Origin of the sequence: Silvania confinis, from assembly GCF_025564085.1 — a bacterium.
In the GTDB taxonomy this organism is placed as follows: domain Bacteria; phylum Pseudomonadota; class Gammaproteobacteria; order Enterobacterales; family Enterobacteriaceae; genus Enterobacter; species Enterobacter confinis.
This window is the reverse complement of the sequence record NZ_JAMGZJ010000078.1, coordinates 343,693-364,521: the sequence shown is the minus strand read 5'-3', so window position 1 is coordinate 364,521 and position 20,829 is coordinate 343,693. Positions and strand designations below refer to the sequence as shown.

At 54.2% G+C, this 20,829-nt stretch carries 15 protein-coding genes; 4 read left to right on the top strand and 11 right to left on the bottom strand.

Features of this window, described 5'->3' with window-relative positions; all coding sequences use genetic code 11:
• Positions 1-36 precede the first annotated feature (36 nt).
• The 7 genes from M8013_RS19475 to M8013_RS19445 all read right to left on the bottom strand — a co-directional run bounded on the left by M8013_RS19475 (position 37) and on the right by M8013_RS19445 (position 8,868).
• Complete coding sequence (locus M8013_RS19475) at positions 37-2,301, bottom strand: ComEC family protein (protein WP_271269422.1); 2,265 nt, start codon at positions 2,299-2,301, stop codon at positions 37-39.
• Between the two features lie 212 nt (positions 2,302-2,513).
• Positions 2,514-2,801 carry an integration host factor subunit beta gene (ihfB, locus tag M8013_RS19470; protein ID WP_271269421.1) on the bottom strand — a complete coding sequence of 96 codons (288 nt, stop codon included), beginning with the start codon at positions 2,799-2,801 and terminating at the stop codon, positions 2,514-2,516.
• 119 nt (positions 2,802-2,920) lie between these two features.
• Positions 2,921-4,594: a 30S ribosomal protein S1 gene (gene rpsA / locus M8013_RS19465; protein ID WP_271269420.1), complete on the bottom strand. Its 1,674-nt coding sequence runs from the start codon at positions 4,592-4,594 to the stop codon at positions 2,921-2,923.
• Between the two features lie 109 nt (positions 4,595-4,703).
• A complete protein-coding gene (cmk, locus tag M8013_RS19460; RefSeq protein ID WP_032617356.1) occupies positions 4,704-5,387 on the bottom strand; it encodes a (d)CMP kinase in 684 nt (227 codons plus the stop codon).
• A gap of 183 nt (positions 5,388-5,570) precedes the next feature.
• Positions 5,571-6,854, bottom strand: a complete 1,284-nt coding sequence (gene aroA, locus M8013_RS19455) for a 3-phosphoshikimate 1-carboxyvinyltransferase (RefSeq protein WP_271269419.1) — start codon at positions 6,852-6,854, stop codon at positions 5,571-5,573.
• A 70-nt stretch (positions 6,855-6,924) separates the two neighbouring features.
• Entirely contained in the window at positions 6,925-8,013 is a 1,089-nt protein-coding gene (gene serC / locus M8013_RS19450) for a 3-phosphoserine/phosphohydroxythreonine transaminase (protein WP_271269418.1), read from the bottom strand.
• A 162-nt stretch (positions 8,014-8,175) separates the two neighbouring features.
• A complete protein-coding gene (locus tag M8013_RS19445; protein ID WP_271269417.1) occupies positions 8,176-8,868 on the bottom strand; it encodes a DUF421 domain-containing protein in 693 nt (230 codons plus the stop codon).
• Positions 8,869-9,006: 138 nt separating this feature from the next.
• Here M8013_RS19445 and ycaO point away from each other — a divergent pair, with 138 nt between their 5' ends.
• The 4 genes from ycaO (at position 9,007) to pflA (ending at position 15,309) form a co-directional block, all read left to right on the top strand.
• The gene (gene ycaO / locus M8013_RS19440) at positions 9,007-10,767 is read left to right on the top strand and encodes a 30S ribosomal protein S12 methylthiotransferase accessory factor YcaO (RefSeq protein ID WP_271269416.1); all 1,761 of its coding nucleotides are present in this window, start codon (positions 9,007-9,009) and stop codon (positions 10,765-10,767) included.
• A gap of 406 nt (positions 10,768-11,173) precedes the next feature.
• Positions 11,174-12,031, top strand: a complete 858-nt coding sequence (gene focA, locus M8013_RS19435) for a formate transporter FocA (RefSeq protein WP_271269415.1) — start codon at positions 11,174-11,176, stop codon at positions 12,029-12,031.
• Between the two features lie 51 nt (positions 12,032-12,082).
• Positions 12,083-14,365 (top strand): formate C-acetyltransferase, encoded by a 2,283-nt coding sequence (gene pflB / locus M8013_RS19430; protein ID WP_271269414.1) that lies wholly within the window; start codon positions 12,083-12,085, stop codon positions 14,363-14,365.
• A gap of 203 nt (positions 14,366-14,568) precedes the next feature.
• Positions 14,569-15,309, top strand: coding sequence for a pyruvate formate lyase 1-activating protein (gene pflA / locus M8013_RS19425; RefSeq protein WP_262663821.1), 741 nt, complete (start codon positions 14,569-14,571; stop codon positions 15,307-15,309).
• Positions 15,310-15,347: 38 nt separating this feature from the next.
• Here pflA and M8013_RS19420 read toward each other — a convergent pair whose 3' ends face one another.
• From M8013_RS19420 to dmsA, 4 genes are all read right to left on the bottom strand, one after another.
• Positions 15,348-16,496, bottom strand: coding sequence for an MFS transporter (locus tag M8013_RS19420; protein WP_271269413.1), 1,149 nt, complete (start codon positions 16,494-16,496; stop codon positions 15,348-15,350).
• A 274-nt stretch (positions 16,497-16,770) separates the two neighbouring features.
• Positions 16,771-17,634, bottom strand: coding sequence for a DmsC/YnfH family molybdoenzyme membrane anchor subunit (locus M8013_RS19415; RefSeq protein ID WP_271269412.1), 864 nt, complete (start codon positions 17,632-17,634; stop codon positions 16,771-16,773).
• Position 17,635: 1 nt separating this feature from the next.
• Positions 17,636-18,253, bottom strand: coding sequence for a DMSO/selenate family reductase complex B subunit (locus M8013_RS19410; RefSeq protein ID WP_271269411.1), 618 nt, complete (start codon positions 18,251-18,253; stop codon positions 17,636-17,638).
• 10 nt (positions 18,254-18,263) lie between these two features.
• Positions 18,264-20,708, bottom strand: a complete 2,445-nt coding sequence (gene dmsA, locus M8013_RS19405) for a dimethylsulfoxide reductase subunit A (RefSeq protein WP_271269410.1) — start codon at positions 20,706-20,708, stop codon at positions 18,264-18,266.
• Between the last annotated feature and the right edge of the window lie 121 nt (positions 20,709-20,829).

The window sequence follows — 20,829 nt, the reverse complement described above, 5'->3', positions numbered from 1 at the left end:
TCAAAAAACCAGCATTTGTTGAAATAGCCGCATATTCTACCCGTTATCTCCGGGCACGCCAAACCACTGATGATACCAACGAGGTAAAATTTGTTCCCGTAAGCGTCGGATTTGCCAGCCTTGTTGTGAAAACGTCACCGTTATTTGTCCATATCGGGGGGTTGTAAGCCAAAGGTATCCCTCATTTTTGTAACGTCGGGCCACCTTTACCGAAGGCAACCGCCAGGCGTTATAGCGGGAGGCTGACACCAGCGCAATCTGCCCGCCCGCACGCTGTACCAGCGGCAGTGACGACGAGGTATTGCTGCCATGGTGCGGCACCTGGATAAGTGTAGACGCAAGATATTGCCAGTGACGACTGAGCAGCGCTTTTTCGCCCTGTGCTTCAATATCGCCAGTTAACAACACGCTGTGCACGCCATCCTCAATTTTGACCACGCAGGAGCCGTTGTTACCGCGCTGCGCTGAGGCGGCAATGGGCCAATGCGCAGTGAACGTCAGCCCCTGCCACTGCCAGCGCTGACCGCGAAAGCAGGGATCATGACCGGGCCAACCCAGCGGACTGCGTATCCACATTTTCGGCCACGCTTTGCGTAATGAATCCAGCCCACCGATATGGTCCAGATGCTCATGGCTGACAATCACACCCTCCGGACGCAAGTGATGCCAGCGCAGCCAGGGGATAATCTGCTGCTGGGCGCTATCACCGCCGGGCCATGCGGGACCGGTATCATACAAAATTACCCTGCCCTGTCGTTCGATAACTATCGCCAACCCCTGGCCGACATCAAGCATATGTACGGCCCATCCCTCCGTTTTACTGCTGTGCCATAGCGGGAAGGTAAGCATTATCAGGGTTGAAAGGCAGACTATCGGGTAGACCCGGACGACGCGCATTCGCCAGCCAATGATCGCCACCCAGGGCAGTAAAGTCAGCCACAGCCAGCGTTTATCGACCGTTATCCAGCCGTCTGGCAGCGTGGTTAAAAAACTAAACAGCAGCGACAGGGAGCGGTCAGCGAGCATCCAGACTGCGTTTTCCACACCAGGGAATGGCCAGAGGTGCAGCCACATCCCCAACAAAATAAGCGGCACCGAGATAAAGGTCACCAGCGGGACCGCAATCAAGTTCGCCACCAGCGAAGACAGGCTAAACCCATGAAAGACCACCACCTGCACCGGCAGCAATAGCAGCAGCATCCCGAGCTGCAGATGCAACAGGTTAACCCCTGCACGGAGGATCCACGGCAATGACCAGCGTTGTTTTGGCACCCACTGATACCAGAAAATCAGCGCCGCCACTGCAAAGGCAGAAAGCAAAAGGCTCTGTGAGAGCACCGCCAGCGGATCGACCAGCAAAATCGCCGCAACGCAAACCCGCCAGACCTGCCACGATGACCAGCGGCGACCGCTCAGTCGCAGCGCCAGATACACCGCCAGGGAGACCACCGTGCGCAACGCCGGCGGCTGCATACCCGTTAGCCAGGCGTAAAAGGCCGCAAAGCAAAATCCCGCCACCAGCGGCATGCGCCAGCCCACCCAGCGACTGGGCAAAAAAAACTGAATGCCCCGCACCACCAACCAAATAACCGAGGCGGCCAGTGCGATATGCAAACCCGAGATTGCCATCAGATGTGCGGTACCGGTCTCGCGCATCAGATTTTTAATCTCCGGCGTCACCGCCAGGCGCTCCCCCATGCCCAGTCCCAGCAACACCGGCCCCCAACTATAGGGGGCGAGCGTCGTCGTTAGCGATGCGAGATAACGCGCGCGCAGGCTGCAGCGGCTCTGCTTCACCTCAGCCTGGGTAAAACGCCCGGTCAAGGGTTGATGCTGCGCCAGGGCAAAGCGCTGAGAATCGAATCCTCCCTCGTTGAGCTGACCGTGAACGGCCCGTAGCGATAAGGTCATGTTCCAGCGTTGCCCGGCACATCCCACCTGCGGCAAAGCATTGCCATACAAGGTGAGACCCAGCGCCGGTATCATCCTCTTACCGTTGAGTCGAACGATCCTCGCCTGATGCTCCGTCGCGCCATCACTGGTGATGATCTCCACCTCTGCCTTCTGCGGCCCCGTGGTCAGATGCTGCATCGGCCAGACGGCACTCAGCGCAGCCAGTGCTCCCCAGGCAAAAAAGAGCAGCCAGAGGCCGGTACAGCGAGCGGCTTTCCCACACGTCAAGGCCAGCACCGCCCCAACGAAAACAGTAGCGTGAATGACGGGCAGTTCGGGCAGCGCGGGCAACCACAGTAGCGGCAAAATGGCGAGAATCAGACATGTCGCCAGGGCAGACAAATTCATTCACACCTCCCTGTTTCGGGCAAGTGTGCGGCTTCGGATACGGAGTGTCAGGCTGGAAAATGCAAGAGTACGAGGAAGGCTGGCGAGTGTTTATTGGTTTGCAGCAATCGCAGACAAGAATTGCAGCGTAACGTCAGGATAGTAAAACAGCCACAAAAAAAGCACCCGCAGGTGCTTTCTTTTGACAACTCAGTTTTACCCGAAGGGAAAACTCAGTCTTCGTAAATGTTGGCGCGATCGCGCAGTTCTTTACCCGGCTTAAAGTGTGGAACGTACTTACCTTCCAGCTCGACTTTATCGCCAGTCTTCGGGTTACGCCCGGTACGTGGAGCACGATAGTGCAGAGAGAAACTACCGAAACCGCGGATTTCAATGCGCTCGCCCTGTGCAAGAGTGGTGGCCATATGCTCCAACATCTCTTTTACCGCATCTTCCACTGCTTTAGCAGGGATATGCGATTGCTGACTGGCAAGTCTCTCAATCAATTCTGACTTGGTCATGATTCCTCCGGTTCCTTCAACAAATGAGCTAAACAGCTTAAACAAGGGCGGCCGTAGCCGCCCTTTGTTATTGATTACAGGACGAATCCTGCAATCTGTCAAGTCACTCAGAGAGTAACTTACTCGCCTTTAGCTGCTTTGAAAGCTTCAGCCATTGCGTTGTTGGAGAAACCTACATCTTCCTGTTTGTTAACAGTTGCGATTGCATCTTTCTCATCAGCTTCGTCTTTAGCACGAACAGACAGGCTGATTGCACGGTTCTTACGATCAACGCCGGTGAATTTAGCTTCAACGTCGTCGCCTACGCTCAGAACCAGAGTTGCATCTTCAACGCGGTCACGGGAAGCTTCGGAAGCACGCAGGTAACCTTCAACGCCATCAGCCAGTTCTACGGTTGCGCCTTTAGCGTCAACTGCAGTGACTTTACCGTTTACGATTGCGCCTTTCTTGTTCACTGCAACCCAGTTGTTGAACGGATCTTCTGCGAGCTGTTTAACGCCCAGGGAGATACGCTCACGCTCTGCGTCAACCTGCAGAACAACAGCTGCGATTTCGTCGCCTTTTTTGAATTCACGTACTGCTTCTTCGCCTGTAACGTTCCAGGAGATGTCAGACAGGTGAACCAGGCCGTCGATGCCGCCGTCCAGGCCGATGAAGATACCGAAGTCAGTGATTGACTTGATTTTACCTTCAACACGGTCGCCCTTGTTGTGGGTTTCCGCGAACTGCTGCCATGGGTTGTTTTTGCACTGCTTCAGGCCCAGGGAGATACGACGACGTTCTTCGTCGATATCCAGAACCATAACTTCCACTACGTCACCAACGTTAACAACTTTGGATGGGTGGATGTTTTTGTTGGTCCAGTCCATTTCGGAAACGTGCACCAGGCCTTCAACGCCTTCTTCGATTTCAACGAAGCAGCCGTAGTCAGTCAGGTTGGTCACGCGGCCAGTCAGTTTGGTACCTTCTGGGTAACGCTTAGCGATAGCGACCCATGGATCTTCGCCCAGCTGTTTCAGGCCCAGGGACACACGAGTACGCTCGCGGTCGAACTTCAGCACTTTAACAGTGATTTCGTCGCCAACGTTCACGATTTCGCTTGGGTGCTTAACGCGTTTCCACGCCATGTCGGTGATGTGCAGCAGGCCATCAACGCCACCCAGATCAACGAATGCGCCGTAGTCAGTGAGGTTCTTAACGATACCTTTGACTTCCATGCCTTCCTGCAGGTTTTCCAGCAGCTGATCGCGTTCTGCACTGTTTTCGGATTCGATAACAGCACGACGGGAAACAACAACGTTGTTACGCTTCTGGTCAAGCTTGATGACTTTGAACTCAAGCTCTTTGCCTTCGAGGTGCAGGGTGTCACGGACTGGACGAACGTCTACCAGTGAACCTGGCAGGAACGCGCGAATACCATTCAGCTCAACAGTGAAGCCACCTTTAACTTTGCCGTTGATAACACCGACTACAGTTTCAGCTTCTTCGTAAGCTTTTTCCAGCGTGATCCAAGCTTCGTGACGTTTAGCTTTTTCACGGGACAGCAAGGTTTCACCGAAGCCGTCTTCTACTGCATCCAGAGCAACGTCAACTTCGTCACCAACCTGGATTTCCAGCTCGCCCTGGGCGTTTTTGAACTGCTCTGCCGGAATGGCAGACTCAGATTTCAGACCGGCGTCAACCAGTACGATATCTTTGTCGATAGCAACAACAACACCACGAACGATGGAACCCGGACGGGTTTCGATTGTTTTTAAGGATTCTTCAAATAGTTGAGCAAAAGATTCAGTCATGTTTAATCTTCAGGTTAATATAACGTCCACGCAGCTCCATGCCGGATGGGGTTGTTTCACATACCCGCCGACAATCCATTGCAGCGGGGGTACTTCAAATCTGTCGCGGTTACGCGATTGCCAGTTTTTGGCGCGCGTATTGTAGCGCTTTTTCAATCACTTGCTCAATAGTTAAACTGGTAGAATCCAGAACTAATGCATCATCTGCTGGAACAAGCGGCGCAACGGCGCGATTTCTGTCGCGATCGTCACGTTCTTTTATCTCGGACAAAAGACGTTCAAAGTTAACACTAAAGCCTTTTTCCTGCAACTGTAGCATGCGGCGTTGCGCACGCTCTTCCGAAGAGGCATCAAGGAAGATTTTTACCGGCGCATCAGGAAAAACAACGGTCCCCATATCGCGTCCATCGGCGATCAGGCCTGGTGCATCGCGGAACGCACGCTGGCGACGTAACAGTGCCTCGCGAACGCGCGGGAATGCCGCCACCTGAGAGGCCGCATTGGCCACGTCCTGGGTGCGAATTTCTCCGCTAACGTCTTCCCCTTCCAGGATCACTTCAAGATTGCCATTGGTGGAGACAAAGCGCACATCCAGGTGGGCCGCCAGCGGCACAAGGGCCTCTTCCGACGCCACATCCACGTGATGGTGCAACGCGGCCAGTGCCAGCACGCGATAGATTGCTCCCGAATCTAAAAGATGCCATTGCAATGCTTCCGCCATCGCTTTGCACAGCGTGCCTTTACCCGCACCACTCGGCCCGTCAATGGTAATTACCGGGGCAATTGCCGTCATCTTTATCTCCTTAATGTAGGCATACTGATGTATGAACGCCGCGCATTATACGCGCCTGACCGCACAACTGTTACCTTTGCGTGCAAATTGCAGAATGAATGAAGCTGAGTGTAGAAGAAATGGACGATGACAACGTCAGGAAGCGTAAGGAAAGGCCGCATCGGGCGATGCGGCACAGGTTCATCAGGCAAGCGTACTGATGCGCGCCAGCTGTTCGAAATAGTCCGGGAAGGTTTTCGCGGTGCATTTCGGATCAAGAATAGTGACCGGGGTATCCGACAGCGCCACCAGCGAGAAGCACATTGCCATACGGTGATCGTTGTAGGTGCCGATTTCAGCCACCTGCAGGTGGGCAGGTGGGGTCACGCGAATGTAATCCTCACCCTCTTCCACTTCTGCACCCACTTTACGCAATTCCGTTGCCATCGCGAACAGGCGGTCAGTCTCTTTCACGCGCCAGTTATAGATGTTGCGCAGGGTCGTGGTCCCTTTGGCAAACAGCGCCGCCGTAGCAATGGTCATTGCCGCATCAGGGATATGGTTCATGTCCATATCGATAGCATTCATCTCGCCGTGAGTACAGGAGATGAAGTCATCGCCCCAGGTGACAACCGCGCCCATCTTTTCCAGCACATCAGCAAAGCGAATGTCGCCCTGCACGCTGTTGCGACCGATCCCGGTGACTTTGACAGTGCCACCTTTAATGGCGCCTGCCGCAAGGAAGTAGGACGCAGACGAGGCATCGCCTTCTACCAGATAGTTGCCCGGGGTCTGATACTGCTGCGCACCGCGTACCACAAAGCGCTGGTAGTTCTGGTTTTCGACCTCGACGCCGAAGGTATTCATCAGATGCAGCGTGATGTCGATATACGGTTTCGATACCAGCTCACCTTTGATGGTGATGACGGTATCCTGCGGAGCCAGTGGCGCGGTCATCAGTAGCGCGGTCAGAAACTGGCTGGAGACGCTACCGTCTACCGCCACGTCGCCACCGGTAAAGCCACCGCGCAGGCGCAGCGGCGGGTAATTTTCTTGCTCCAGATAATCAATCTGTGCGCCACCCTGACGCAGGGCATCCACCAGATGGCCGATTGGACGCTCTTTCATCCGCGGCTCACCGGTCAGCACGATATCATTGCTGCCCAGACACAGTGCCGCCGCCAGCGGACGCATCGCCGTACCGGCGTTACCGAGGAACAGCTCCAGCGCGTCGGCTGACTGCAGCGCACCGGCATTACCGGTCACTTCACAACGGGTACGGTCGGCAGACAGGGTAAACTGAACGCCCAACGCTTTCAGCGCATTGAGCATATGGCGAACGTCATCGCTGTCCAGCAGATTGGTGAGGACAGTGGTACCGTTTGCCAGCGCTGCCAGCAGCAAGGCGCGGTTCGAGACACTTTTTGAACCAGGCAGATTAATGGTGCCATCTACCCGCGCGATAGGTTGTAACGTCAGGGATTCCATGAAGCTTAACTCTCAACTCAACATAATAAAAAACCCCGCAGCCGAGCTACGGGGGTGAACACGGGCGGGCTTAACCGTGGCGACGTTCGAAGTCTGTCATGAACGCGGTCAGAGCCTGAACGCCTTCGAGCGGCATAGCGTTATAAATAGAAGCACGCATACCGCCCACAACGCGGTGGCCTTTCAGCGCATGCAGGCCTGCAGCAAACGACTCTTCGAGGAACAGCTTATCCAGATTGCTGTCTGCCAGCTGGAATGGCACGTTCATGCGTGAACGGTTCGCTTTGGCCACGTCATTGCGATAGAAGTCGCTGGCGTCGATCGTGCCATACAGCAGCTCAGCTTTCTGCTGGTTGATCTTATCCATCTGCGCCACACCACCGTTATTACGCAGCCATTTAAAGACCAGACCAGAAAGATACCAGGCAAACGTCGGCGGGGTGTTGAACATCGAATCGTTCTCATTCAGAACGCTGTAATCGAGAATCGACGGGCAGGCTTTATGGGCTTTACCCAGCAGGTCTTCACGCACAATCACCAGCGTCAGACCAGCCGGGCCGATGTTTTTCTGCGCGCCGGCGTAAATCACGCCAAAGCGGCTAACATCAAGCGGGCCAGAGAGGATGGTCGACGAGAAATCGGCCGCGACCACCACGTCGTTGCCAAAGTCTGGCGTTTCGTGGATCGCAATACCGTCGATGGTTTCATTCGGGCAGTAGTGCAGATATGCCGCATCGCGGGATAACTGCCATTCGTTCATCGGTTTCACGGCACGCAAACCGTCAACCGTGGTTTTAGCGTCAATGACATTCGGTGAACAGTATTTGTGGGCCTCTTTCACTGCGCTTGCCGCCCAGTAGCCGGCGTCCACATAGTCTGCGGTGGTTTTGTCACCCAGCAGGTTCAGCGGGAGCCCTGCGAACTGGCCGCGACCGCCGCCGTGGCAGAACAAAACTTTGTAGTTTGAGGGGATATTCAGCAGAAAACGAAAATCCGCTTCTGCCTCTTCCGCCACCTGAATAAACTCTTTACCACGGTGGCTGACTTCCATCACCGACGTGCCCAGACCGTTCCAGTCACACAGCTCCTGTTGAGCCTGTTTGAGCACCTCTGCCGGTAACATTGCCGGACCTGAACTAAAATTAAAGACCTGAGCCATTTCCCCTCACCACGCTAAAAGCCATAAGTTATAACTGTGGATATCGGTTTTATCATTCAGTCACACGCGCCGCAATGACTAAAACTGACGAGCAGTAAAATGTGCGCTGCTTCACACAACACATTCCACCGTGCAGCGGTAACAAAACCGACATAATGGCTATCAGGTGATGCGTTTCGCCCGGCTGGCCTTTGTCCACTGCGGGTGTTTGCAGCGTGGGCATAAACGTTGCTCCCCGGCGGACAGGGTCAGGACGTGGCTACAGCGAATGCAGGCATATTCCCCCTCATCCGGTACACGCACAAAGCGCTCAATGCACTTGTCGGGCAAAATGCACAGCCCCGGTTTTACCTCGTCGTCAATATAGTAATAGACGCTGATTTGCCCGTTGGTCTCCATAATCGCCAGCCGCACCTGCCCCAGCTGTTCGACGCTGTTCAGGCGGAGCTCCATAAAGAATTCGAACTCCGTCATATTGGCGTGGTTTAGTTCTTCCCAGGCAAGCTGGCCACCTTCCACGATGACCACGGGTTTGCCTTCTAACAAATCTTCCAGCTTTTCGCTTTTCGACATCAGCCACATCACCAGCCGGTACAGCAGGCCCAGGGTAACAAACACGATCAGCACCGGGAGCATCGGTACGTCATCATAAAAGGCAACGTCCCCGGCTGCCGAGCCCAGCGTCAGAATAATCAGCACCTCGAACAGCGACATTTGCCGCACGCCACGACGACCGGTAATTTTGAGGAACAGAAAGACCAAAACAAAGGTGTACAGGCTGCGCAGCGCTACTTCCCATAAAAAGTCGGGCGGGACCTTATCAAATGCCATTCGGTGCAGATCGAACGCTTTCATTTTTTTATGCCTTAACAGTAGGTTACTGCCAGTAAGCATAGACGAGGCTTTTATTTTCGTTGAAACCGCCGGGAGGATAGCGCCTGTCATGCAAAACCCGTATCATTGCGCGCTTTCCGTACGATATAAGTGAATGCCATGACTCAAACGTTTATCCCCGGCAAAGACGCCGCCCTGGAATATTCCATCGCTCGCTTCCAGCAAAAACTGACCGACCTGGGCTTTAACATCGAAGAAGCCTCCTGGCTCAACCCGGTTCCTCACGTCTGGTCAGTTCATATCCGCGATAAAGAGTGCGCGCTGTGCTTTACCAATGGTAAAGGCGCCACCAAAAAAGCGGCGCTGGCCTCCGCGCTGGGTGAATATTTTGAACGTCTGTCCACCAACTATTTCTTTGCTGATTTCTGGCTGGGTGACACCGTGGCAAATGGCCCGTTTGTTCACTATCCGAATGAAAAATGGTTCCCACTGACCGAAGATGACGAGCTGCCGGAAGGCATTCTCGACGATCGTCTGCGTGCGTTTTACGATCTGGACAACCAGCTGACCGCCGGCATGCTGGTGGATCTGCAGTCAGGTAACGATGAGCGTGGTATCTGCGCCCTGCCGTTTACCCGTCAGTCTGATGAGCAAACGGTGTATATCCCGATGAATATCATCGGCAACCTGTATGTCTCCAACGGCATGTCAGCAGGCAACACCCGCAACGAAGCGCGTGTTCAGGGCCTGTCTGAAGTCTTCGAACGCTACATCAAAAACCGTATTATCGCCGAATCCATTAGCCTGCCGGAAATCCCAGCCGATGTGCTGGCGCGTTACCCTGGCGTAGTGGAGTCCATCGCAAAACTCGAAGCCGAAGGCTTCCCGATCTTTGCTTATGATGGCTCGCTGGGCGGCAACTATCCGGTCATCTGCGTCGTGCTGTTCAACCCAGCTAACGGTACCTGTTTCGCCTCGTTTGGCGCGCACCCGGACTTTGGCGTGGCGCTGGAGCGTACCGTCACCGAGCTGCTGCAGGGCCGTAGCCTGAAAGATCTCGACGTCTTTACTGCCCCTACCTTCGATGATGAAGAAGTGGGTGAGCATGCCAACCTGGAAACCCACTTCATCGATTCCAGCGGTTCCATTTCCTGGGATATGTTCAAGCAGGATGCGGATTATCCGTTTGTTGACTGGAGCTTCTCAGGCACCACCGAAGAAGAGTTCGCTACGCTGATGGCAATCTTCGCTGCAGAAGATCAGGAAGTGTACATCGCCGATTACGAGCACCTGAGCGTTTACGCGTGCCGTATTCTGGTGCCGGGCATGTCCGACATCTATCCGGTAGAAGATCTGTGGCTCGCCAATAACAGCATGGGCGCCCATCTGCGCGAAACGCTGCTGGCCCTGCCTGAAAGCAGCTGGGAGAAAGAGGATTACCTGAACCTTATCACCCAACTGGATGACGAAGGCCACGACGACTTTACGCGCGTGCGTGAGCTGCTGGGTCTGGCAACAGGCAAAGATAACGGCTGGTACACCCTGCGCATTGGCGAGCTGAAGGCGATGCTGGCGCTGGCGGGTGGCGATCTGGAACAGGCGCTGATCTGGACCGAATGGACCATCGAATTTAACGCCTCTATCTTCAGTGCAGAACGCGCAAATTACTACCGTTGCCTGCAAACGCTGCTGTTACTGGCCCAGGAAGAAGAGCGTCAACCGCTGCAGTATCTCAACGCATTTGTGCGTATGTACGGTGCAGAAGCCGTGGACACCGCCAGCGCGGCCCTGAGCGGCGAAGCACCTTTCCACGGCTTGCAGGCTGTTGATAGCGATCTTAAAGCCTTCCCTGCTCACCAGTCACTGCTGAAAGCCTATGAGAAACTGCAGAAAGCGAAAAGCGTTTACTGGGCAAAATAGCGGCGATTAGTATTACAAACTGTAGGCGTATACAATCACCTACGTTATATTACGGGGCAATTTAATTGCCCCGTTTTTTTATTTCTTTGGCAATAAAATTCAAATGTAATAATTAAGTTAAGGAAGAGTGACTACAATAATGGCTGCCTGAGGCTTATTGTTACTTTTCATGTTAAATACTCCATAGTAATTAACTGGCCTGGAGGGAGTCGGGAGAAAAAAATCAAATCATTTTGTAACTTTTAAAATTTATTTTTATACGGATAATCAAACACTTACCCTGCTTTTGCTGGAAAACCACGCACTGTGCGGGCCTATAAGCCAGGCGAGATATGATCTACATCAATTTCTCTTCTATAATGCTTTGTTAGTATCTCGTCGCCGACTTAATAAAGAGAGAGTTAGTGTGAAAGCTGACAACCCTTTTGATCTTTTACTCCCAGCTGCAATGGCCAAAGTGGCCGAAGAAGCGGGTGTCTATAAAGCTACGAAACAACCGCTGACGACGTTCTTCCTGGCGATAACCGCCGGTGTGTTCATCTCCATTGCGTTTGTGTTCTATATCACCGCCACCACCGGCACTGCCGGGATGCCTTTCGGCATCGCTAAGCTGATTGGCGGTATCTGTTTCTCGCTGGGTCTGATTCTATGCGTCATTTGCGGTGCCGACCTCTTTACCTCGACGGTGCTCATCGTGGTGGCGAAAGCCAGCGGTAGGATTACCTGGGGTCAACTGGCAAAAAACTGGCTCAACGTTTACGTTGGAAACCTGATTGGCTGCCTGCTGTTTGTCCTGTTGATGTGGTTGTCGGGTGAATACATGACCGCCAACGGCGCATGGGGACTGAACGTCCTGCAAACCGCTGACCATAAAGTACATCACACCTTTATCGAAGCCGTCGCTCTGGGCATCCTCGCCAACCTGATGGTTTGCCTGGCCGTCTGGATGAGCTACTCCGGACGCAGCCTGATGGACAAGGCCATGATTATGGTTCTGCCTGTCGGTATGTTCGTTGCCAGCGGCTTTGAGCACAGTATCGCAAACATGTTTATGATCCCTTTCGGTATCGTAATCCGCGACTTTGCCAGCCCGGAATTCTGGACCGCAGTTGGTTCCAGCCCGGAAAATTTCTCTCACTTAACCGTTATGAACTTCATCACTGATAATCTGATCCCAGTCACAATCGGGAACATTATCGGCGGGGGTCTGCTGGTTGGGTTGACATACTGGGTCATTTACCTGCGTGGCGATAGCCATCATTAATGGTTATCTCAGGCAGTAAATAAAAAATCCACTTAAGAAGGTAGGTATCACATGTCCGAGCTTAATGAAAAGTTAGCCACAGCCTGGGAAGGTTTTGCCAAAGGTGATTGGCAGAACGAAGTCAACGTCCGTGACTTTATCCAGAAAAACTACACTCCATATGAAGGTGACGAATCCTTCCTGGCCGGTGCAACCGACGCAACCACGACCCTGTGGGACAACGTTATGGAAGGTGTTAAACAGGAAAACCGCACTCACGCGCCTGTTGATTTCGACACCTCCATTGCCTCTACCATCACTTCTCACGACGCGGGCTATATCCAGAAGTCCCTCGAGAAGATCGTTGGTCTGCAGACTGAAGCTCCACTGAAACGTGCCATTATTCCGTTCGGTGGCATCAAAATGGTTGAAGGTTCATGCAAAGCGTACAATCGCGAACTGGACCCAATGCTGAAAAAAATCTTCAGCGAATACCGCAAAACCCACAACCAGGGCGTGTTTGACGTTTACACCAAAGACATCCTGAACTGCCGTAAATCTGGCGTGCTGACCGGTCTGCCAGATGCTTATGGCCGTGGCCGTATCATCGGTGACTACCGTCGCGTCGCGCTGTACGGTATCGACTACCTGATGAAAGACAAATACGCACAGTTCCTGTCTCTGCAGTCTGACATGGAAAACGGCGTAAACCTGGAAGCGACTATCCGTCTGCGTGAAGAGATCTCCGAGCAGTATCGTGCACTCGGTCAGATCAAAGAGATGGCGGCTAAATACGGTTGCGATATCTCTGCTCCAGCAACCAACGCTCAGGAAGCTATTCAGTGGACCTACTTCGGCTACCTGGCCGCTGTTAAGTCTCAGAACGGTGCAGCAATGTCCTTCGGTCGCGTATCCACCTTCCTGGATGCTTACATCGAACGTGACCTGAAAGCAGGCAAAATCACTGAAATCGACGCACAGGAAATGATTGACCACCTGGTCATGAAACTGCGTATGGTTCGCTTCCTGCGTACCCCAGAATACGATGAGCTGTTCTCTGGTGACCCAATCTGGGCAACAGAATCTATCGCCGGTATGGGTGTAGATGGCCGTACTCTGGTGACCAAAAGCAGCTTCCGCTTCCTGAACACCCTGTACACCATGGGGCCGTCTCCAGAGCCGAACATCACCATTCTGTGGTCTGAAAAACTGCCACTGAACTTCAAAAAATATGCCGCTAAAGTGTCCATCGACACCTCTTCTCTGCAGTACGAGAACGATGACCTGATGCGTCCTGACTTCAACAACGACGATTACGCTATCGCTTGCTGCGTTAGCCCGATGATTGTTGGTAAGCAAATGCAGTTCTTCGGTGCTCGCGCTAACCTCGCGAAAACCATGCTGTATGCTATCAACGGCGGCGTTGATGAAAAACTGAAAATCCAGGTTGGTCCTAAGTCTGAACCAATCAAAAGCGACGTGCTGGACTTCAACGAAGTGATGGACAGCATGGATCACTTCATGGACTGGTTGGCTAAACAGTACGTCACCGCACTGAACGTCATTCACTTCATGCACGACAAGTACAGCTACGAAGCCTCTCTGATGGCTCTGCACGACCGTGACGTGGTTCGCACCATGGCATGTGGTATCGCAGGTCTGTCCGTTGCAGCTGACTCCCTGTCTGCTATTAAATATGCGAAAGTTAAACCGATTCGTGACGAAGACGGTCTGGCTATCGACTTCGAAATCGAAGGCGAATACCCGCAGTTTGGTAACAACGACTCTCGCGTTGATGACATGGCGGTTGACCTGGTTGAACGTTTCATGAAGAAAATTCAGAAACTGACTACCTACCGTGATGCAATCCCGACTCAGTCTGTTCTGACCATCACCTCTAACGTTGTGTATGGTAAGAAAACCGGTAACACCCCAGACGGTCGTCGTGCTGGCGCGCCATTCGGACCAGGTGCTAACCCAATGCACGGTCGTGACCAGAAAGGTGCTGTTGCCTCTCTGACCTCCGTGGCTAAACTGCCGTTTGCTTACGCAAAAGATGGTATCTCTTATACCTTCTCTATCGTGCCGAACGCGCTGGGTAAAGACGACGAAGTGCGTAAAACCAACCTCGCGGGTCTGATGGACGGTTACTTCCATCACGAAGCGTCCATCGAAGGTGGTCAGCACCTGAACGTGAACGTCATGAACCGTGAAATGCTGCTCGATGCGATGGAACATCCGGAAAAATATCCGCAGCTGACCATTCGTGTATCTGGCTACGCAGTACGTTTCAACTCGCTGACTAAAGAACAGCAGAAAGACGTTATTACCCGTACTTTCACTCAATCCATGTAATTGGATTTGACTGAAATCACGCAGTAAAAAGCGTACAATAAAGGCTCCACACAAGTGGGGCCTTTTTAACACCCCCCGCCCCACAGTCTCTTTTGTCCGCTATCTATACTGAATGGATAACAGCCAAAACAGACTCGACACAGCCGTTTGAGTTGTGCACATAAACAGGCCCCGGACGGGCCGAATCTGGAGATATCACCGCAATGTCAACTATTGGTCGCATTCACTCCTTTGAGTCCTGTGGCACCGTCGATGGCCCGGGCATCCGCTTCATTACCTTCTTCCAGGGCTGCCTGATGCGCTGCCTGTACTGCCATAACCGCGATACCTGGGATACCCACGGCGGCAAAGAAGTCACCGTTGATGAATTAATGAAAGAGGTGGTGACCTACCGCCACTTTATGAATGCTTCCGGCGGCGGCGTGACCGCATCAGGTGGTGAAGCAATCCTGCAGGCCGAATTTGTGCGCGACTGGTTCCGCGCCTGTCGTAAAGAGAGTATTCATACTTGCCTGGATACCAACGGCTTTGTGCGTCGTTACGATCCGGTGATTGATGAACTGCTGGAAGTGACCGACCTGGTGATGCTGGATCTCAAACAGATGAACGACGAAATCCACCAGAACCTGGTGGGCGTGTCTAACCACCGTACCCTTGAGTTCGCGAAATACATTTCGGGTAAAGGCATCAAAACCTGGATCCGCTACGTGGTGGTTCCGGGCTGGTCAGACGATGACGACTCCGCGCACCGCCTGGGTGAGTTCACCCGCGACATGGGCAACGTTGAAAAGATCGAACTGCTGCCGTATCACGAGTTGGGCAAACACAAGTGGGTGGCAATGGGCGAGGAGTACAAGCTCGATGGCGTTAAGCCGCCGAAGAAAGAGACCATGGAGCGGGTGAAAGGCATTCTGGAGCAGTACGGTCACAAAGTGATGTATTAACAAAAAGCCCGGCTCATTCAGCCGGGCTTTTTTTGGCATCAGGCATGTGCCACGGGCGTAGGATGTTCCCCCGCTTTACGCAGCAGCATTAACAGATAGATAAACGACACGCTGGCAATCATGACAAACAGCAGATTGTCGGAATAGTTCTGCATCAGCATCGCCGTCAATGTCGGCCCCAGCAGGCTGCCGATGGTATAGCTCAACAGCAGCGCCTGGTTCATCGCCACCAGCTGATGCTGTTCCACTTTTTCGCAAGCCCAGGCCATCGCCACCGGATAGAGCGTAAAGCCCGCCGCACCGAGGATGAACAGCGCAGGTGCCATCGACGCGTTACCAAGCATTGCCATACAGCCCATGATCACCACAAATACCTGAACGCGCAGTACCAGCAGACGGCCAAATTTGTCGGCAAGACGGCCAATCGGCCATTGCCCGACGATCCCGGCGCTCACCATCACCGCCATCCAGAAACCAATCCCGGCATCGCTGACGCCCTGGTGGTTCAGGTAGAGCGGCATCAGGCCATACAGTGACCCGAGCACAATCCCGGAAATAATGCAGCCGTTCACACCAAGACGGGCCTGGCGAAGGCGGAACATTGGCCAGACGCGAGCCGGTTCCTGATGGTCATTGTGTTGATTGAGAATACGGGTGAACAGCAGCGGCAGGATCGCAGCCAGTACCAGACCGGTGACCCACGGCAGCACGCTCATCAGATCGGTCGGTAATTTACTGACCATCACCTGACCGAGTACGGTACCCACGTAGTAAACCATCATATAAGCGGCCAGCAGGCGCCCGCGGTTATGCGCCGTCCCGCTGCACATCAGGGCGCTTTCAACCACCACCCAGATCATCGCGCAGCCTACTCCGGCAACGAAGCGCATACTCATCCAGCTCCAGAAGCCCATCATCAGCCCCAGACCGACACAGCCGACGGCGAAAATCAGCGACGCCAGGTAATAGCAGCGATTAAAGCCCAGGCGCTTAATCATCTTACCGGCGATCACCGTGCCCAGCAAGTTGCCGGTAAAATAGGACGAGCCAATCATGCCAACCTGCCAGGTAGGCATGTTTTCATGGGCGAGCCAAAGCGGGACCAGGGTGTTTAACACCGCGATCGCCAGGGTCAGCAAAAGCAGGCCACAGAGCAACAGCTGCACTGGGCGGGAATAGGTAGACATGGATTAAAAACCGTGAGGATGTTCAGATTTCGTGCGCATCATGCCACTGGCAAAAACAAAGTCAATCCATCCACTTACGCCGCTCGCACGATTTGCACGCTATCGATTTGAAAAACTTATCCTGCTTCGCTTAGCGGCACGACACACATTTAATATCTGTCTGTTTTTATTGATATAAAATTAAACCAGAGCCAAAGGTTCAGTTGAAAAATTTCATGATTGGCAAATGAAAAGCCGGGCACATTGTCCCGGCTGGTTATAACGTAATACGCGCTTAGCTGGCCACGGCCACACCCACCGTCATATGCAGCCCGTAAAACACGCCGCGACCGATCAGTTCGCCCGCCAGCATCAGTACTAACGCCAGCGACAGCAGCGGTAACGCCGGGCGATGGCCCTTCAGTTGCGGTACGATCCAGCACGCCAGCGCAGCCACCAGCAACACCACGCGCCAGGCCATTAACGAACCGTAATCTGGCACCAGGCTAGACGCCTGCTGGAGAGAACTGGAAATTGTCGCCAGCTCCGCACCCTGCATCAGCGCCACCACCACGCTAACGGTCAATGCCAACAGCGTCACCACCGGCAGCAGGCGCATCGCCCAGCCCTCAATACCTGCTACGCGCAGCAGTAAATAGCCGAGCAGCGGCCCGCCAATAAACATCGTCAGGAAGAAGCTTAGCGGCGTCCAGATACTGTACCAGGTCGGCACGGTGTCGATAGTGTTGTAAACCCGGACCATCATCCAGACAAAGATGACGCCCAGTACCATGGTCACCATCAGCCACAGGGAGCGTAACCCCGCAGGCATTCTCCCGAGTATCGCCAGCAGCCAGCCCAGTCCGCCAACGGCGAAGAACAGCGCGCCGCTGGCAATTTCGTTGCTCAGCGCGGACTCCCCCACGCGATTAAGCGAGTTAAAGGCGCGCAGCGGCGAACCGAGATGCAGCGTGGAGGCGACAAAACCCACCCCCATCAGCACCCACAGCACCAGCATACTGATAAGCAGGCGCTGCTGCTTATCGCGCGACAGATCCCCTTTGAACAGCGCCAGGGCGAGCACCATAAAACCACCCACAACGCACTGCCCAAAGACCGTGAAAATCATCAGCGGCCATTCATGCCATCCACTCCCCATCTCACACCTCCTTTGGATTGGCCAGATAGCCGGTGGTATCACCCGTCGGTCGGCTGTTGGCATTGGGTTTAATCACGATACTTGGCTTAGTGAAGTGCGCGGACGGCAGCGGCGCAACGGCGGCCAGCTTGCCGTGCTTTTTGCGCAGCTCGTCAATCGGGCCAAAGTCCAGCGCCCGCAGCGGGCAGGATTCGACGCAAATTGGCTTGTTGCCGTCGGCCACCCGGTCGTGGCAGCCGTCGCACTTGGTCATATGGCCTTTGGCAGCGTTGTACTGCGGCGCGCCGTACGGACAGGCCATATGGCAGTAGCGGCAGCCGATACAGACCTCTTCGTTTACCACCACAAAGCCGTCGTCACGCTTGTGCATTGCCCCGCTCGGGCAGACCTTGGTACAGGCCGGATCCTCGCAGTGGTTGCAGGCAATCGACAGGTAGTAGGCAAAGACGTTCTGCTGCCAGACGCCATTATCTTCCTGCCAGTCGCCGCCCGCGTACTCGTAAATGCGGCGGAAGCTGACGTCCGGGGTCAGGTCTTTGTAATCCTTGCACGCCAGCTCGCAGGTTTTACACCCGGTGCAGCGGCTGGAATCAATAAAAAATCCATACTGAGTGGTCATTGGCTACTCCTTATGCCTTTTCAACCTGAACCAGGTTACTGTGGGACGGGTTGCCTTTCGCCAGCGGCGACGGGCGTTGCGTGGTCAACACGTTAATGCAACCTGCCTGATCGACACGGCTGGCATCCGGGTTGTACCAGGCTCCTTCGCCTAAGGCGACAACGCCAGGCAGAATACGCGGCGTCACCTTGGCTTCAATGTGCACTTCCCCGCGACCATTGAAGATCCGCACCCGTTCGCCGTTTTTAATCCCGCGCTTTTGCGCGTCCAGCGGATTGATCCAGATCTCCTGGCGGCAGGCCGCCTGCAACACATCCACATTGCCGTAAGTCGAGTGGGTACGCGCTTTGTAGTGAAAGCCGGTCATCTGCAGCGGATAGTCTTTACTCTGCGGATCGTCGTAGTTTTCAAAGCCCGGACTGTAAACCGGAAGCGGATCGATCACATCGCCCTGCTCCAGCTCCCAGCTGGCGGCAATCTGCGCCAGCTGCGCGGAGTAGATTTCGATTTTGCCGGACGGCGTGGTGAGCGGGTTAGCGAGCGGATCGGCGCGGAAGGCTTTATAAGCCACGTGATGCCCTTCAGGATCGCATTGTTTGAACATGCCGTGCTGGCGGAATTCATCAAACGGCAGCAGCTCAGGAATAGCCGCGCGTGACTGTTCATACAGATGGCGCATCCACCCTTCCTGGGTGCGGCCTTCGGTGAACTGCTGCTCCACACCCATCCGTTTTGCCAGCTCGGAGGTCATCTCATAGATGGTTTTGCATTCGAAGCGTGGGGTGATCGCCTGATCGGCAAAAATCACATACGCCATGTTGCCGCAGGAGGCATCCAGCGCGAAGTCCATCTGCTCAGAGGCGGTGCAGTCCGGCAGCAGGATATCGGCATATTTCGCTGACGAGGTCATATGGCAATCCACCACCACAATCAACTCGCATTTTTTGTCATCCTGCAGGATGTCATGGGTGCGGTTGATCTGAGAGTGCTGGTTGATCAAGCAGTTACCCGCGTAGTTCCAGACCATCTTGATCGGCACGTCGAGCTTGTCTTTACCGCGCACGCCGTCACGGGTGGCGGTCATCTGCGGGCCACGCTCGATAGCATCGGTCCACATAAACATAGAGATACTGGTCTGAACCGGGTTTTCCAGGGTTGGCATGCGGACAAACGGCAGAGAATATGAGCCTTCTCGTGCGCCGCTGTTACCGCCATTGATGCCCACGTTGCCGGTCAAAATCGCCAGCATGGAGATCGCCCGGGATACCAGTTCGCCGTTAGCATGACGCTGCGGGCCCCAGCCTTGCGAAATAAAGGCCGGTCTTGCGCTGGCAATTTCCCGTGCCAGTTGCACAATACGCGCCTCGGGAATACCGGTGATGGCCGCCGCCCATGCCGGGGTTTTGGCGATACCGTCATTGCCCTGACCGAGGATATAGGCTTTATAGTGGCCGTTGGCAGGTGCACCTTCCGGCAGCGTTTTTTCGTCGTAGCCGACGCAATATTTATCAAGGAACGGCTGGTCAACAAGATCTTCGCGGATCATCACCCACGCCAGCGCAGAGATCAGCGCCGCATCGGTACCGGGACGGATCGGGATCCACTCATCTTCTCGCCCCGCTCCAGTGTCGGTATAGCGTGGGTCAATGATGATCATCCGGGCATTGGATTTTTGTCGCGCCTGTTCAATGTAGTACGTCACGCCTCCACCGCTCATGCGGGTTTCACCGGGGTTGTTACCGAACAGCACGACTAACTGACTGTTTTCGATATCCGACGGGCTATTGCCATCCGCCCAGCCACCGTAGGTGTAGTTCAGGCCAGCGGCAATTTGCGCAGTGGAGTAATCGCCGTAGTGGTTAAGGTAACCCCCGCAGCAATTCATCAGACGGGCAATGAGCGTTTTTCCCGGCGGCCAGGAGCGTGTCATGGTGCCGCCAAGGGTGCCGGTGCCGTAGTTCAGATAGATCGATTCGTTACCGTAATCTTTAATCAAACGCTGCATATTGCTGGCGATGGTCTCAAAGGCTTCATCCCAGCTGATGCGCGCGAACTTGCCTTCACCGCGTTTGCCTACGCGCTTCATCGGGTATTTCAGGCGGTCAGGGTTGTAAACGCGACGGCGCATTGAACGCCCGCGCAGGCAGGCCCGGACCTGGTGCAGCCCGTCGTAATTATCATCCCCGGTGTTGTCCGTCTCAACGTACTTAATTTCACCGTCGACGACATGCATCCGCAGCGGGCAGCGGCTGCCGCAGTTTACCGTGCAGGCACTCCAGACCACTTTTTCAGCCGGTTTTACCGCCGGTACGATATCAGTGGCCGAAACCAGACGTGAAAAAGGCAATGTGAATGCGCTGCTGGCCACTGCCAGGCCGCCAATCGCGGTCGTTTTCATTAGCCCGCGACGGCTCACCTCGGCAGCCAGCAAGGCTTCAGGCGTTTTCAGTTTCATAGGCTCTCACTTTGATTGCTCACAAAGATCAAATGTGCGGCAGTAACCGCTATATAGTTATTTATATAATGAATGAGAGCGTTAGCAGTGAATTGTGCTAATACTCTGCGGGGGAAGTATT